This is a genomic window from Rubrivirga sp. SAORIC476 (assembly GCF_002283555.1).
Lineage (GTDB): Bacteria > Bacteroidota > Rhodothermia > Rhodothermales > Rubricoccaceae > Rubrivirga.
Genome location: NZ_MVOI01000007.1, coordinates 26750 through 40789, shown reverse-complemented (window position 1 = coordinate 40789; position 14040 = coordinate 26750). Strand labels below are relative to the sequence as shown.

Sequence of the window (14040 nt, the reverse complement as noted above, 5' to 3'; positions counted from 1 at the left end):
ATGCAGCACCACAAGACCCGCGACGGTGCCCTGGAGCGCCTCATCGAGTGGAGCGCCGAGAACAGGCTCCTCGTCGGTCTCGTCACGCTGATGGTGGCCGGGCTCGGCGCCTGGGCCACGCTCACGACGCCCGTCGACGCGATCCCGGACCTCTCCGACGTCCAGGTCATCGTCCGGACCGACTACCCCGGCCAGGGGCCGCAGATCGTCGAGGAGCAGGTGACCTACCCGCTCACGTCCGCCATGCTCTCCGTCCCAGGCGCCCGGACCGTCCGGGGCTACTCCATGTTCGGGACGAGCTTCGTCTACGTCATCTTCGAGGACGGGACCGACCTCTACTGGGCGCGGAGCCGCGTGCTCGAGTACCTCAGCCAGGTCCAGGACCGGCTCCCGAGTGAGGCCACCCCGGCGCTCGGACCCGACGCGACCGGCGTCGGCTGGGTCTACCAGTACAGCCTCCGCGACACGACGGGGACCTACGACCTCGCCCAGCTCCGGTCCGTCCAGGATTTTTATCTCAAGTACGAGCTCCAGGCCGTCGAAGGCGTGGCCGAGGTGGCGACCGTCGGCGGGTTCGAAAAACAGTACCAGGTCGTCGTCGACCCCCAGGCGCTCGCGGCCTACGGGATCCCGATCAACCACGTCGCGATGGCGCTCCGGCGCTCGAACCGCGACGTGGGCGGGCGGCTCTTGGAGCTCGGCGAGCGCGAGTTCATCGTCCGCGGGAAGGGCTACCTCACCGGCGTCGAGGACATCCGGCAGGTGGTCTTGAACGCCGAGGGCGGCACGCCCGTCACGATCGGCCAGGTCGCCGAGGTCCGGCTCGGGCCGGAGATCCGTCGCGGGATCGCCGACGTGAACGGCGAGGGCGAGGTCGTGGGCGGCATCGTCGTCATGCGCTCGGGCGAGAACGCCCAGGCCACGATCGACGCCGTCAAGGCCCGGATCGCCGAGGTCTCGGACGGGCTCCCGCCCGGCGTCGAGGTCGTGACCGAGTACGACCGCTCCGAGCTCATCGCGAGCGCGGTCTCGTCGCTCACGACGACGATCTGGGAGGAGATGCTCGTCGTGGCGCTCGTGGTCATGGTGTTCCTCCTCCACGTGCGGAGCGCGTTCGTCGCCCTCGTCACGGTCCCGGTCGGCATCCTTATCGCACTGGGCGTGATGCGGCTCCTCGGGATCAACGCCAACATCATGAGCCTGGGCGGCATCGCCATCGCGATCGGCGTGATGGTCGACGCCTCGCTCGTGATGGTGGAGAACGCCCACAAGCACATCGAGCGGGCGCGCGAGGCGAAGCGGAGCACCTCGGGCGACGGCGCCGCCAGCGGCGACCCGCCCCCGCTGGCGGACTCGGAGCGCGTCCGCGCGGTCATCGACGCGGCCAAGGAGGTCGGGCCGTCGCTGTTCTTCTCGCTCCTCATCGTCACGGTCAGCTTCCTGCCCGTGTTCACGCTGGAGCAGGTCGAGGGCCGGATGTTCCGGCCGCTCGCGCTGACCAAGACGTTCTCGATGGCGGCCGCGTCCATCCTGGCCGTCACGCTCGTCCCGGCGCTCATGGCCGTGTTTGTCAAGGGCAAGATCCGGTCGGAGCAGCAGAACCCCGTCGCCCGGTTCTTCATCCGCGCCTACCGGCCCGTCATCCGGGGCACGCTCCGCCACCCGAAGGCGGTGCTCTTGGTCGGGTTCTCGCTCCTGTTCGTGACGGTCCTCCCGGTTCAGCGGCTCCTCTTGGGCGAGACCTACGTCCCGTTCCCGCAGATCGGGTCCGAGTTCATGCCGCCGCTCTGGGAAGGCGACATGCTCTACATGCCGACGACGCTCCCCGGCGTCTCGCCCCAGGAGGCCAAGGAGATCCTGCAGCGGACCGACCGCATCCTGGCCACCTTCCCCGAGGTCGAGCGCGTGTTCGGGAAGGTCGGCCGGGCCGAGACGGCGACGGACCCCGCCCCGCTCTCGATGATCGAGACGACGATCATCCTGAAGCCGGAGGACGAGTGGCGCCCCGGCGTCGACCGCGACAGCTTGACGCGGGCGTTCGACGCGGCCATCCGGTTCCCCGGCTTGACGAACGCCTGGACGATGCCGATCAAGACCCGGATCGACATGCTCGCGACCGGGATCAAGACGCCGGTCGGGGTCAAGATCGCGGGCGAGGACCTGGAGACGCTCGAACGGCTCGGCCAAGAGGTCGAGCGGGCCGTGGCCGCGCTCCCCGGCACGCGGAGCGCCTACGCCGAGCGCGTGATGGGCGGGAGCTTCCTCGACGTCGAGGTCGACCGCTTCGCCGCCGCCCGATACGGTCTCACGTCGGGCGACGTGCAGGACGTGCTCCAGGCCGCCGTCGGCGGGATGACGGTCACGACGACCGTCGAGGGGCTCGAGCGCTACGGCGTCAACGTCCGCTACCCCCGCGCGCTCCGCGACGACCTCCCCGCCCTCCGCCAGGTGCTCGTCCCGACGCCGGGCGGCGCCCAGGTCCCGCTCGGCGAGCTGGCGACGTTCGAGTTCGCGAGCGGCCCACCCATGATCAAGTCCGAGAACGCCCGCCCCAACGCCTGGGTCTACGTCGACCTGGAGGAGGGGGCAGACGTGGGCTCGTACGTCGCCGACGCCCGCGAGGCCGTCGCGGCGGCCGTCGACCTCCCGCCGGGCTACTCGATCAAGTGGAGCGGCCAGTACGAGTACATGGAGCGGGCCAACCGACGGCTGGCGGTGCTTGTCCCGGTCACGCTCGCGATCGTGTTCCTCCTCCTGTTCCTCCACTTCCGGAGCGCGGAGGAGGCGCTCTTGTTGATGATCCCGCTCCCGTTCGCCGTCGTGGGCGCGGTCTGGCTCATGCTCGCGCTCGGGTTCAACTTCTCCATCGCCGTCGGCGTGGGGCTCATCGCCGTGGCCGGGCTGGCGGCCGAGACCGGCGTGGTCATGCACGTGTACCTCGATGAGGCCGTCCGGCGCTACCGCGAGTCTGGGCGGCTCACGTCCGTCCCGCGCCTCAAGGCGGCCCTCGAAGAGGGCGCCGTCGACCGCGTCCGGCCCAAGCTGATGACGGTCTTCACGACGATCCTCGGCCTCACGCCCGCCATGATCGGCGTGGGCACGGGCGCCGAGATCATGCAGCGGATCGCGGCCCCCATGGTCGGCGGGCTCGTCACCTCGACGGTCCACACGCTCGTCATGATCCCGGCGCTCTACGCCGTCGTCCAGGGCCGTCGGCTCCGACGCCAGCTCCGCGAGACGCCGCCCGGCGACGGGCTGGCGACCGACGACCTCGCGCTCGAACCGCTGGCGCCCCGCGCCAGCACCCACGACGCCCCGCCCGCGCCATGACGCCGCCCCTCCGCCTCGCGGCCGTCGTGGCCGTCCTTCTCGCTTCGGGCTTCACCGCCGAGCGCTTCGCCTCCCAGGACCGCCCGGTCGCGCCGCCGCCAGAGGCCGGCCCCGTCTCGCTGGCGGCTCCCACCCCGGAGCCTCTGGCGCCAGAGGCTTCGCCCGCGCTCAGCGCCCGCCTCCCGATGGGGCCGGTCCAGGGTCCTATCAGCTCGCCGTTCGGACCGCGCGTCCACCCCGTCTCGGGCCGCGTCCGCCACCACGACGGCGTCGACCTCGCGGTCCCCGAGGGCACGGCCGTCTGGACCGTCGCGCCGGGCGTCGTCCGCTCCGTCGGGCGCCAGCCCGGCTACGGGCTCGTCGTCGAGATCGACCACCCGGCCGGGATCGGAGGGGCGGGCGAGCCCGTCCGCACGCGCTACGCCCACCTCGCCTCCGTCGACGCCGACCTCCGCCTCGGCCTCCGCGTCGCACGCGGAGTCGCCTTGGGCGCCAGCGGCGGGCGCCCTGGCCGCGACGGCGTCTCGACGGGCGCCCACCTCCATTTCGAGGTCCGCGACGCCGACGGCCGACCGCTCGACCCCGCACGCCTCGTCCGTCTCCCCGAGGCGGCCTCGCCCGCTCCCCGCTGGTCCGGACCGACGGCACCCGCCGTGGACACAGGCTCCCTGGTGCCTCTGACTCCCGACGTCCCCGCGCCAGCGGCCGACCCCCTGCCGGACTCCCTCGACACCGCCGAAGACGCGCCCCCCGAGCTCGTCCTCCCTGACTACCCCGACCTCCCCGCTCTCACTCGTACCCCCTAACCCCCCAACATCCCCAACACCATGACCCGCTTCCTTCCCTACCGCGCCATCCTCGCCGCGCTGCTCGTCGCCCCCCTCGCCCTCGCCGCCTGCGGCGACGGAGATGGCGACGGCGGAGTTGTCCAGGAAGTCGTCGACCCTGTCCCGACGACCGATGAGCGCGCCGACATGCCCGGCATGGGCGCCGAGGCCACCGACAAGATGCACGAGATGCCCGACGGCACGATGATGGACGGCGCCGAGCACGAGCACGTGGCCTCGGGCGACGGCGAGGCCGCCGCGCCCGAGATGGTCGACGGCGTCCAGGTCGTCGAGGTCGAGGCCGGGCGCATGGGCTACCAGCCCCGCCAGATCGCCCTCGAGGCCGGCGTCCCCGCCCGCCTCGTCTTCACGCGGACGGTCGAGGACGAGTGCTCGTCCCAGATCACGCTCCCGGCCTACGACGTGCCCACGACGGACCTCCCGCTCGGCGAGCCCGTCGCCATCGAGTTCACGCCGACCGAGGCCGGCGAGGTCCAGTTCGTCTGCGGCATGGACATGCAGCGCGGGACCATCGCCGTCGTCTCCTGACCCGTGCCCGCCGACACCCACGTAGACCGGGACCGCCTCCTCGCGGCGGCCCGGGCGCTCGGTCTCGACGTGGACGGACTGGCCGGCGCCCCGCTCGGCGAGGCCGCCCACGTCGTCCGGCGCCTCGCGCTCGCGCGCATCGACCGCCTGGGCGACGAGATCGACGCCGCCAAGGCCGAGCGCGCTCTCGCCGCCACATTGCTCTGGACGCCCGCCGACGCCGATGCCTGACTCCCCAGCCGACTGGACCGAGCGTGTCCGCGAGGTCTACGACCGGACCGCGCGCGGCTACGACCTCGCGCTGGCGGCCTTCCCGCTCGTCGGCTTCCGCGCGGGCGCCTACCGGCGCGCGGCCATCGAGGCGCTCCACGTCCGCCCCGGCGACGCCGTCCTCGACGTCGGGTGCGGGACCGGCCGGAACCTCCCGCTCCTCGCCCGCGCGGTGGGGGAGGGCGGGCGCGTCGTCGGCCTCGACGTGTCGTCCGGCGCCCTCGACCGCGCCCGCCAGCGCACGCGCGGCCTCCCCCAGGTCGAGCTCGTCCACGCCGACGCCCTCTCGGCCGACCTCGGCGCGCCGGACCGCGTGCTCGCGACGTTCTCTCTCTCGATGATGCCGGACCCCGAGGCCGTCATCGAGCGCGCCGCCCAAGCGCTCACGCCGGGCGGACGGGTCGCCGTTCTGGATTTCCGCATCCCACGTGCGTGGCCCGGCCTCGTCCAGACGGCCGCCTTCGCGCTCGCCAGGCCGCTTGGCGAGACGTGGGAGATGGCCCGCCGCGACCTCCGGCCCGTCCTCCACCGGTACGCGCCGCTCGACACCGACCGCTCCTTCTTCTTCGGCGGCGCTTACCTCGGCGCCGGCGTCCCCCCGATCTCATGACGACCCGCACCCGCTTCGCTCTCTGGTCCGCCGCCCTCCACGGCGTGTGGGAATACGCCCAGTGCCCGCCGTTCTACGACATGACGGGCCTGCCGAAGCCCAAGCACGACGCGCTCATGCTCGCGGCCACCGCCGGCGACGTCGCCATCAATCTCGGGGTGGGCGCGCTGGCCGGACGGCTCGTGGGGCGCGAACCCGTCCGGCGCCTCACGCCCAGCGGCACCGCCGCGCTCCTGGGCGTCGGCTTCGCCGCCGCCGTCGGGCTCGAGTGGGCCGCGCAGCGGCTCGACCTCTGGTCCTACACCGACCAGATGCCGACCGTCCGCGTCGCCGGCCACGACGTCGGCCTGCTCCCCATCGTCCAGGTGACGGTCCTGCCCGCCCTCGCGGCGTGGGCAACGCGGCGCACGGATCCGTCTACCTGACAGGGATTTAAGGCGGCGCACAGGTTTGGCATAGGGAGCCGTGGGCATCTTCCACGCTCCCCCCGGACCGTGTATGAAGGACGCCGCTGCTTCGCGCGTCGCGAACCTCGACCTTCTGCGCGCCGTCGCCATCGCGCTCGTGGTCCCGGTGAACCTGGTCGGCGAGGGGGTCCTCGATGTCGGCCCCGGCATGGCCCGCGTGTTCGAGTCGGGGTGGGTCGGGGTGGACCTGTTCTTCGTGCTCTCCGGCTGGCTCGTCGGCGGGCTCTACTGGCGCGAGCTCGGCCGCTACGGGGACGTCGGGCTCCGCCGGTTCTGGGCGCGCCGGTGGCTCCGGACCATCCCACCTTACCTCGTCGCCCTCGTCACGGTGTACGGGCTCCGGGCGGCGTTCACCGACAACGCCGACCCGTTCGACTGGCGCTACCTCGCGTTCGTCCAGAACTATACCGGGATGCCGTACTGGGGCGTGAGCTGGTCGCTCTGCGTCGAGGAGCACTTCTACCTCGGGCTCCCCCTCGTACTCGGGGCCGCGCGCCGCGTCCGGGGCGGCGTCCCGCTCGCGCTCGGGGCCGCCGCGCTGCTCTCGCTCGTGGCCCGGGTGGTGACGGTCCCCGAAGGGGCCTCGCCGTGGGGACTCCACTACACGGCGACCCACATGCGGCTGGAGGGGCTCGCGCTCGGCGTGGCCGCGGCCTACGTGTACTACCGGCGGCCGGAGCTCTGGCCCGCGCTCCGCCGGGCGGGGCGGGCGCTCGCGCTCCCAGGCGTCGTCTTCGTCGCCACGATCCCGTGGCTCCCCGTCAACGTCCTCAACCGCTACGCCTACTCGGGCGTGGCCCTGGCGTTCGTGGCCGTCGTAGTCGCGACGGCGGACAGGCGACCGCTCCCGCTTGCGGCGTCGCGCGCCGTCCGGGCCGTCGCGCTCACGTCGTACAGCGTCTACATGACCCACATGGTGGTCGCCGACGTGTACCGCCGGCTCGTGGCCGAGGCGCTCCCGGGCGTGCCGCTGGTGCTCCACGTGGCGGGCGCACTCGTCGCGATCGGGGCCGTCGGCGGCGCGTTCTACGCCATCGTCGAGCGGCCGACGCTGGCCGTCCGTCGGCGGGTGGCCCCGCGCCGGTCCGACGTCCCGTCGCCTCTGCTGGCGCCGGTCGGATGAGGGGGCGAGCGTAGAACGGCGGGTCGAAGCCCTGGGCGACGTCTCGGCAGGCGCTCGTGCCCGGAGCGGCTCCGCGTCTGCCTCCCGGAGCCACGGCTCCGGCTTCGATGCCTCCCAAACCCGGTGGACGGGGGACAGTGACGGGATCTACCTCGGGGGGCGAATCGAAAGGTTCGGGCGTGCTGATCGAAAAGTCGGGGGGTGCAATCTGAAAGGATGGGTGCCGGGTCGCCACCGCGTCCCCCGCGATGCCGGGCCTTTGGGCGAGCCCGTCAACGCGGCGGGCCGGAGCCCACTGGGGAGTGTCCCAGGAAGAGGCTCCGCACTTCGTGCCAGCCGGAAACCCCGTGGCTCCCTCCGTTTCAAACGTCGCAACTCGCGCGACAGCATCTCCGGTCGAGCAGCTCGACCTCTTCGCCCTTCTCGCCCCTCGCGTCGCCACTCTGGGTGCCGTACCACACCGCCCGAGGGCGGCGGTGTCCGTCTGCCCGAAGACGGCGTCGGCGTGGCCCTTCACGAACGCTCTCCCGTTGACGGTCGAGGCCGCCCGCGCGCGCACCGAGGCGGGCGCGCTCACGGCGTCCGTGTTCGACGCCTACCGCCCGAGCGTCCGGGTCCCCGGCGCGTGCCCCCACCCGACGCGCCTCGTCGAGTCGGCCGCGATGGCCGCGGCCAGCGCGCCGCAGTGCGACTACCGCCCGACGCTGCCCCAGCACCTCGTGACAGGAGGCCACCTCTCCGACGCTCAACTCGAGACCGTCGTCCGGGCGGGCTCCGCGCACAGCGAGGTGCTACCGGGGAGTGGGGAGGCAGGCGGGCCGCGCCAGGGGTTCTTCCTCGGTGACGGGACCGGGGTTGGAAAAGGCCGCCAGTCGGCCGCGATCATCCTCGACAACGTGCTCCAGGGGCGCCGCCGCGCCCTCTGGGTGAGCGAGAACCGGAGCCTCATGCGCGACGCCGTCCGCGACTGGACCGCCCTCGGCGGCCCGGCCGACTTCGTCTTCGACCTCAGCGCGTGCAAGGGGCCCATCCAGCGCGCCGACGGCATCTGCTTCGCGAGCTACGACACGCTCAAGGGCAAGCCCCGCGAGCGGGACGGCGTGGAGACGGGCATCGACCGGCTGGAACAGGTCACCGCTTGGCTGGCGGGCGCCGAGGGCGAGCCTGACTTCGAGGGCGTCGTCGTCTTCGACGAGTCGCACAACATGGCTTCTGCCCTCGACCGTCAGGGCGGCCGTGGCGTCAAGAAGGCCTCGCAGCGAGCGTTGGCGGGTGTCGAGTTGCAAGACCGACTTCCGAACGCCCGCGTCGTCTACGCGAGCGCGACGGGCGCCACCGAGGTCTCGAACCTCGCCTACGCCGCCCGCCTGGGGCTCTGGGGCCGGGGCACCCCGTTCCCGACCGTCGAGGCGTTCGTCGAGAAGGTCAGCGCGGGCGGCATCGCGGCGATGGAGCTCGTGGCGAAGGACCTCAAGTCGATGGGGCTCTACCTCGCCCGGAGCGTTTCTTACGACGGGGTCGACTACCGGACGCTCGTCCACGACCTCGTGCCGCACCAAGCCCAGACCTACGACCGCTGCGCCCAGGCGTGGCAGGTCGTGCTCCGCAACATCCAGAGCGCGCTCGAGGTCACGAAGGCCGACAAGTGCGGCCGGGCGCGGGCCGCGGCCTACAGCCAGTTCTGGGGCGCCCACCAGAGGTTCTTCCTCCACGTGCTCGTGTCCATGAGCGCGCCGAGCCTGATCCGGGACATGGAGGCCCGGCTGGTCGCGGGCGAGAGCTGCGTCGTGCAACTGGTGTCCACGATGGAGGCGGCCACCGAGCGGGCCTATGCCAAGGCGGTGGCGAACGGGGAGGATCTACGGGACCTCGACGTGACCCCGCGCGACCAACTCCTACAGTTCGTCGAGGCCAGCTTCCCGACCACGCTCTACGAGGAGTACGAGGACGACGACGGGCGCGTGAGATCGCGGCCGGTCAAGAACGCCGCGGGCGACTTCGTCCAGTCGCCAGAGGCCGTGGCCGCGCGGGACCGGCTGATGCTGGAGGTGGGGGCGGTGTCCGTGCCGCACGGCGTACTCGACCAGGTCGTGGCCCACTTCGGACCCGACGCCGTGGCCGAGGTGACGGGCCGTGGTCGCCGGTTCGTCACCAAGACCGTGGACAGTATCGAGCTGGTCGTCGAGGAGCGCAGAACCCGGAGGACGTGCAACGCGGAGGCGGACGAGTTCATGGCGGGCAAGCGCCGCGTCCTCGTCTTCAGCCAGGCCGGGGGCACCGGCCGGAGCTACCACGCCGACCTCGCGGCCGACAACCAACAGCGTCGGGTCCTCTACTGCGTCGAGCCGGGCTGGAGCAGCGCCCGGTGCGTGCAGGGGATGGGCCGGGTCCACCGGGCCAACCAGGCGTGCCCACCGGAGCTCGTCTTGGTCACGACCAACCTCAAGGCCCAGCGCCGCTTCCTGTCCACCATCGCGCGGCGGCTCGACCAGCTCGGCGCGCTCACGAAGGGCCAGCGCCAGACGGCGAGCCAGGGGCTGCTCTCGTCCGAGTTCAACCTGGAGACCCCGCTCTCGCGCGCGAGCCTGCACAACTGGTTCGTGGACCTCTACCGGGGCGAGGGCCGAGCCGTGGCCTCTGGCGTCACGCCCGCGCTCGTCGAGGAGCAGATGGGCATCAAAGTGCTCGATGCCGACGGGCAACTGAACGTCGGGGCCGTCCCCGAGGTGCCGAAGTTCTTAAACCGGCTGCTCTCGCTCCAGACGGGCGCCATGGACGCGGTCTTCGACTCGTGGTACGGCTACCTCGAGGAAGCGACGGAGGCGGCGCGCGAGGCCGGAACGCTCGACCTGGGCGTCGAGACGATCCGTGCCGAGCGCACCGTCAAGACCGACGAGCGGCTAGTCTACACCCATCCTCGTTCGGGCGCGACGACGCAGGTCGTGACGCTGGAGCTCACCCGGCGGACCGAGGTCGTGGACTGGGATGAGATCTGGCGCTGGGCCAAGGAGGCGCAGGCACTCGGTTCCTGGGCCGGGTTAGTCGTCAACCGCCGGAGCGGCCACCCCTACGCGCTCTTCCGCGCCGGGAGCCGGACGACCGAGACGGGCCGCGTCGTCGGTCGCATCCGCCGCGTCGGCGTGCGGTCGAATCGGCTCATGGACGAGACCGACCTGAACCGGCCCGGAGAGGAGGGAGGCCACCAGCCCATTCCCACCGACGAGGCCCGGGAGCTCTGGGCCGCTGGCGTCGACGCCGCACCCGAGTTCTACACGGAGCCCATCCACCTCGTCACCGGGACCATCCTGCCCATCTGGGACCGGATCGCGGGGCACCCACGCATTTACCGCGCCCAGACGGACGCGGGCGAGCGCATGATCGGCCGGGCCGTGATGCCCGAGCACCTGAGCGCGACGCTCAAGGCCCTCGGCGCCTCTGGCGACCGCGTCGAGATCTCGCCCGAGGCGCTGGCGGAGCGTCTACTCGCCGGGGCTGAGGCCGACCTCGCCAACGGCTGGCAGCTCCGCCGCCGACGCGTGGCAGACGAGCCCCGGATCGAACTCGTGGGTCCGGACTACGCGGCCATGCGCGAGCTGGAGGCTGATGGGGTCTTCGCCGAGGTCCACGCCTTCCGCACCCGGTTCTTCGTCCCGACAGGCGAGCGGGCCGCACGAGTCCTGGGAGCGGTGACGGAGCACCGGCCCGTGGTCGAAATCCGAGGAGGGGAAGGGGTGGGCTACCGCAAAGCCGCCTGAAAGGAGCGCAAAGCCTGCGTCGGGGCCGCTCCCCTTTGGTGAGGAGCGGCCCCGGCACTCGGCCGGAGGCCGCTCTGCGACTCTCCCTCTTTGAGAATCATGTCGAGATCCATGCCTGGCCCTGGCGACTTCTGCCACGGATGCAACCGCTTGCTCTGCCAGTGTCAGCCTGAGCCGGAATATGACCACCACTTCGAGGCGTCGTACGAAGCGGGCTACGAGGCCTGCCTCGCCGACGGGTACTGCGAGCGCCCGATGACCGAGTGGGTCTACCGGACGGGCTCGCGCGTCACGTGGGACGCCACAGAGAGACGGCTCGTCCACCACATGACGCCGCTCCGGTTCGCCGAGCTCACGTGGCGCGCCCACCACACGAGCCGTTGGGCCTACGCCCGGTGGTTCGAGCGCCAGTACGGGCTCGACCTGAAAGCCTACCTCGTCGGCTACGACGACGCAGGCGCGGGCCTGCCGTCGGCCGTCTGCGACGAGCGAGCATACGCACGGGCCGAGGCGGCGCTCGATGCCTACGAGCCTGTACCCGACTTCGAGGAGGAGCCGGAAGCCATCCCTTTGTCGCCCGAGGCGGTCGGGGCCGACGACTGGATGCCGTTCTAAGCGCCGTACCTAGCCCGCTACTGCGGTGGCGGGCGCGGCTTCGGGTTGGGCCTGGAGCCACAGACACGAGGCCTCCCATGGGCCTCGCCGCGAGCGACGGGACGCGGTCCTCCAGGGACCGCAGCCGTCCGCTCTTCCACCGCGACCGCGCCCATTAGGGGGCGCAGCGCATCACCCAAGACCGGGGGAGGCCCCGATCACCATGACGACTCATGCACTCGCCCATCGTCCGAGCCCATCGGGCGACACCCCTACTCCCGCGAACATCTGGACGTCTGCCGGGACGCACATCCCGGCGGCCGACGTCCACGCGCAGCGGATCGCGCGCGAGGCCGAGCGCTGGCTCGCGCTCGCGACCGAGCGGACCCGGATGCGGCCGGACACGCTCACGGCCAAGGCCTTCGGCGCCTGCGCGTTCAGCGTTCAGCGGCGGGCGGCGAGCCTCGCCGTGCCCTCGAAGCTCGTCGGCACCTCGCGGCACCAGCCGAGGCTCCGCGCTCTCGCGGACGATTCCACGGCTCAGTGGGCCGTGCTCGACCTCGACGCGACGGGCGACGGCCTGCTGGCGAGCCGCGACGGGGCGCCGCTCGGGCTCGTCCAGTCCAAGCACCTCGGGTGGGTCCGGCCGCTCCTCCCGTTCGGGCTCACGGTCCACCTCTCCCGCGTGACGGGCAACCCGAACAATCGTCGCTACCGTCTCGGGTGCAACGTGGCGTTCGGGGGAGTGGGGGAGGCCCTGCGCCGACTCTCTGGCGGGCTCGGCGAGAACGGCGGCGACGGCGCCCAGCACCCTGCGCCCTCCGAAGGCGCTCCGGGCTCCAGTGCGCTTCGGCTCGTGGTCCCCGGCGAGACCCGGCCCATCGGCGTTTCCCGAGACCCGATCTGGATCTCGGCACGGCCTGAGTACGAGGCGCTGACGGGGGACCCCGAGGACGTGGTCCTCTGGCGGACGCTGGAGGGCGAGGCCCACGCCTCGATCCCTCACGCGGCCCGACATAGCCCAACGGGCATCGAGTGGGGCTACGGCGGGTCTGGCCCGGCCGACCTCGCGCGGAGCGTGCTCCTCGCGCTCACCGACGAGCCGACGGCGAACGCGCTCTACCAACGCTTCAAGCACGAGGTCGTGGCCTCGGTCCCCGAGGCGGGCGGGGTGCTCCGTGCCGCCGACGTCCGGCGGTGGGTCGAGCGGGCGGGGTGCCACGCTCTCTGACGGCTGCGACGCATACGGCGCGCGACGTGTCGGTGGCCGCTCGCAGTGGCGAGGAGCGGCCCCGGCACTCGGTCGGGCGTCGCGATGACCACCAACCCTATTCCCATGTCCACTCTCCAAACAGAGGCAGCTCCCACTGCACGGCCCGAGGTCTCGCGTCCCACGCCTGAACAGCGCGCGGAGGCGAATCGCCGACTCCTGGCCGACGTCGCCCTGTCGTTCCGGGCGCCGGTGCTTCCTGACGACCCGTTCCCTGAGCGAGTCACGGGCCGAAACGCAGCTACGGCCGAGCGCCTCGCGGCGTGGGCCGCCGAGGCGCGCGAGGCGGCGGAGTCGCTCACCGACCGGCTCCGCGAGAAACCGGACGACGCGCGCATCCCGGCTCGCGCGACCAAACGCCTCCGGGGCCTCGCGCGCCAGTGGCGCATCTTCGAGGCCTTCCGCCAGCTCCACGAGGCCCACCGGTGCCCCGGCCGTTTCCACCGGCTCCGCACCAAAGGCGACTTCATCGCGCTCTGCGACCGTCAGGTCGACTCGTCGGCGGCGGGCTACGGCGAGCGCCAGCGGCGCGTGCTCTCGAAGCGCGGGATCTCCCACCGGCACATCTGGGCCGAGGCCCGCCGCTTGGTGGCCGAGATCGGGCTGCTGGACGACGACCCGAGCGCCGACACCGCTACCGCTGTTTCGGGAGACGGCCTCGCCACACCGGAGGAGGCGGTCGCAATGAGCGTGGGCTCTGCCCTACGAGACGACGAGCCGGAGGTCACGCCAGAGGCTTCTATCGAGAGCGCTGCGGCCGAGACACCAGGCTGCGATCTCCCAGGCGTCCGCCTGGACGCCGTCTGGACCCTGCTGCCCGGCCTCACGAAGGCGAAGCTCGCGGCCGTCGTCGACCGCTTCGGCGTCGGGCTCTGGGCGCAGTTCGGGGACCGGTTCTATTCGTCGATGCGGAAGGCGGAGATGCTGGAGCACACCCGGCGCGTGGTTCGGCACCACGCCTGCCTCGACGCGGCCCAGCGGCTAAGCGCACGGCAGGTGGATGACCTCCACGACTGGATGCGGGGTCGGTTTGCTGAGGCGTACCAGAGGGACCCCGATCTCCACATCGCGGCCCGGCTGTTCAAAGACTTCCAGGCGGGCGCGGCCCTGAGCGCCGCCGGGTCCGGGCTCTCGCCCGACGCCTGGAACGCGTTCCGCGACGCCGACCTCCGGCGGATCGCGGCGTTCTGCTACCACGAGTTCTACGAGGACCGCTGCACCCAGAGCACGTAGCGACCGGAGAGC

General features: G+C 72.3%; 11 protein-coding genes. All 11 read left to right on the top strand.

The window, feature by feature from the left end:
• The 11 genes from B1759_RS15810 (at nt 1) to B1759_RS15760 (ending at nt 14028) form a co-directional block, all read left to right on the top strand.
• Complete coding sequence (locus B1759_RS15810) at nt 1-3330, top strand: efflux RND transporter permease subunit (protein ID WP_095516053.1); 3330 nt, start codon at nt 1-3, stop codon at nt 3328-3330.
• Nucleotides 3327-4136, top strand: coding sequence for a M23 family metallopeptidase (locus tag B1759_RS15805; RefSeq protein WP_095516052.1), 810 nt, complete (start codon nt 3327-3329; stop codon nt 4134-4136). The genes B1759_RS15810 and B1759_RS15805 overlap by 4 nt, the downstream gene beginning before the upstream one ends.
• Before the next feature lie 21 nt (nt 4137-4157).
• Nucleotides 4158-4706, top strand: a complete 549-nt coding sequence (locus B1759_RS15800; RefSeq protein ID WP_095516051.1) for a cupredoxin domain-containing protein — start codon at nt 4158-4160, stop codon at nt 4704-4706.
• A gap of 3 nt (nt 4707-4709) precedes the next feature.
• Nucleotides 4710-4937, top strand: a complete 228-nt coding sequence (locus B1759_RS15795) for a hypothetical protein (protein WP_095516050.1) — start codon at nt 4710-4712, stop codon at nt 4935-4937.
• On the top strand, nt 4930-5586 hold the full coding sequence (locus B1759_RS15790) for a class I SAM-dependent methyltransferase (RefSeq protein WP_095516049.1): 657 nt from the start codon (nt 4930-4932) through the stop codon (nt 5584-5586). The genes B1759_RS15795 and B1759_RS15790 overlap by 8 nt, the downstream gene beginning before the upstream one ends.
• Nucleotides 5583-6011 carry a hypothetical protein gene (locus tag B1759_RS15785; RefSeq protein WP_095516048.1) on the top strand — a complete coding sequence of 143 codons (429 nt, stop codon included), beginning with the start codon at nt 5583-5585 and terminating at the stop codon, nt 6009-6011. Before B1759_RS15790 ends, B1759_RS15785 begins: the two co-directional genes overlap by 4 nt.
• A 73-nt stretch (nt 6012-6084) precedes the next feature.
• Complete coding sequence (locus B1759_RS15780; RefSeq protein ID WP_095516047.1) at nt 6085-7176, top strand: acyltransferase; 1092 nt, start codon at nt 6085-6087, stop codon at nt 7174-7176.
• A gap of 476 nt (nt 7177-7652) precedes the next feature.
• On the top strand, nt 7653-10931 hold the full coding sequence (locus B1759_RS15775; protein ID WP_158225307.1) for a strawberry notch-like NTP hydrolase domain-containing protein: 3279 nt from the start codon (nt 7653-7655) through the stop codon (nt 10929-10931).
• A 111-nt stretch (nt 10932-11042) separates the two neighbouring features.
• Nucleotides 11043-11546: a hypothetical protein gene (locus tag B1759_RS15770; protein WP_095516045.1), complete on the top strand. Its 504-nt coding sequence runs from the start codon at nt 11043-11045 to the stop codon at nt 11544-11546.
• Nucleotides 11547-11748: 202 nt separating this feature from the next.
• Nucleotides 11749-12756: a DUF6166 domain-containing protein gene (locus tag B1759_RS15765; protein WP_095516044.1), complete on the top strand. Its 1008-nt coding sequence runs from the start codon at nt 11749-11751 to the stop codon at nt 12754-12756.
• 105 nt (nt 12757-12861) lie between these two features.
• Nucleotides 12862-14028 carry a hypothetical protein gene (locus tag B1759_RS15760; RefSeq protein WP_143537434.1) on the top strand — a complete coding sequence of 389 codons (1167 nt, stop codon included), beginning with the start codon at nt 12862-12864 and terminating at the stop codon, nt 14026-14028.
• Nucleotides 14029-14040: the final 12 nt, after the last annotated feature.